We start from the raw sequence: 1,914 nt of genomic DNA, 5'->3' as shown, positions 1-1,914 counted from the left end.
GAGACGCCTCCCGACCCGGTGCGCACCGCCTTCGACCGGGGCGTGGTGGCCTGTGGCCGCCTCGCCGCCTGGCTGGTGCTGGTCGCCATGGTGATCAGCGTCTATGAGGTGATCATGCGCTACGCCTTCGCCTCGCCCACCTCCTGGGTCCACGAGACGGTGGTCATGCTGGTCGCCGTGAGCTTCGCCTTCGGCGGCCCGGCGGCCCTGGCCAGCAACCGCCACATTCGCGTCAAGGTGCTCTACGACAGCGTCGGCCCGACCGCCCGCCTGTGGCTCGACCGGTTCAATGACCTGGTGGCCTTCCTGTTCTGCCTGGGCATGACCTACGCCGCCTTCACCATGTTCTGGGAGGCCTCCCACAACCCGCTGGGCGAGTGGCAGCTGGAGCGCTCCGGCACGTCCTGGAATCCGCCGTTCCCGGCGCTGGTCAAGGGCGTGATCCTGCTGGCCCTGGCCATCATGTGCGTGCAGTCGCTGCTGCACCTGGTGAAATCGCTGCGCGGCAAGCCGGCCCCTGAAGTCGACGACACGGAGAACACCGTCTGATGGAAATCGCCGACGCTACCCTGTTGATGGTCGCGGCCATCTTCGCGCTGCTGGTGACCGGCCTGCCGCTGGCCTTCATCACCGGCCTGATCGCCCTCGTCTTCACCTTCGGCTGGTTTGGTTCCAGTGCCCTGCCGCTGGTCACCAGCCGCGTCTACGGCTTCGTCACCGAGTACTCGCTGGTGGCGGTACCGATGTTCGTGCTGATGGCCTCGTTGCTCGACCGATCGGGGATCGCGAAGGACCTGTTCAATGCCATGCGGGTCTTCGCCGGCCGCCTGCCCGGTGGCGTAGCGGTACAGACCATCGTGGTGGCCTTCTTTCTGGCGGCGCTGTCGGGAATCATCGGCGGTGAGATCGTGCTACTGGGCATCCTGGCGCTGCCGCAGATGCTGCGCCTGGGCTACGACAAGCACCTGTCGATCGGCGTGGTCTGTGCCGGCGGGGCACTGGGCACCATGATGCCGCCGTCGATCGTGCTGATCATCTATGGCCTGATCGCCTCGCAGTCGATCGCCGATCTGTTCACCGCGGCCATCACCCCGGCGGTGATCCTGATGCTCAGTTACATCGGCTATGTGCTGGTGCGCTGCCTGCGCAACCCCGCCATGGGGCCGCCGATGAGCGATGCCGACCGCCAGGAGGGCTTCGCCAATCGCTGGCAGGCCCTCAAGGCGATTCTCGTGCCGGGGCTGATCGCACTGCTGGTGCTGGGCTCGATCTATGGCGGCGTGGCCTCGGTAACCGAGGCGGCGGCCATGGGCGTGTTCGGCGTGCTGCTGGCGGTGGTGCTGCGCGGCGAGTTCTCGGTGAAGACCCTGCATGAGAGCCTGGGCCAGACGCTGGTCACCTGCGGCATGATCATCTGGATCGGCATCGGCGCCGCCGCACTGGTCGGGGTCTACAACCTGATGGGCGGCAACCGCTTCATTTCGGGAATGATCACGGGCCTCGACGTGGCGCCGATCGTGATCATTCTGGTGATGATGGCGATCCTGCTGGTGCTGGGCATGTTCCTCGACTGGATCGGGGTGGCCATGCTGACCCTGCCGATCTTCGTGCCGATCGTCGAGCAGCTGGGCTACAGCCCGATCTGGTTCGGCATCCTGTTCGCGGTGAACATGCAGGTGTCCTTCCTGTCGCCGCCGTTCGGGCCGGCCGCCTTCTACCTGAAAGGGGTGGCGCCGCCGGAAGTGAGCCTCAAGGACATCTTCGTTTCGTTGCTGCCCTTTATCGCTCTGCAGCTGTGCGTGCTGTTCGCGCTGCTGTTCTGGCCCAACCTGGCCATGTGGCTGGTTTGACGACAAGACGGGCGATGAGGGGAGCAAACGGCGTTGAGCCCTCTCGCGCGTCTCCTATCAATCG

The 1,914-nt window shown here is 65.7% G+C and carries 2 protein-coding genes; both read left to right on the top strand.

The features are described 5' to 3' along the window. On the top strand, positions 1 to 549 hold a 549-nt coding region (locus A9O65_RS06130), incomplete at its 5' end, for a TRAP transporter small permease subunit (RefSeq protein WP_064701625.1). Next, complete coding sequence (locus A9O65_RS06125; RefSeq protein ID WP_064701624.1) at positions 549 to 1,850, top strand: TRAP transporter large permease; 1,302 nt, start codon at positions 549 to 551, stop codon at positions 1,848 to 1,850. The genes A9O65_RS06130 and A9O65_RS06125, both read left to right, overlap by 1 nt. Positions 1,851 to 1,914: the final 64 nt, after the last annotated feature.

It is taken from the genome of Halomonas caseinilytica (assembly GCF_001662305.1).
Classification (GTDB): domain Bacteria; phylum Pseudomonadota; class Gammaproteobacteria; order Pseudomonadales; family Halomonadaceae; genus Halomonas; species Halomonas caseinilytica.
This window is presented reverse-complemented; position numbering and strand designations above follow the sequence as displayed.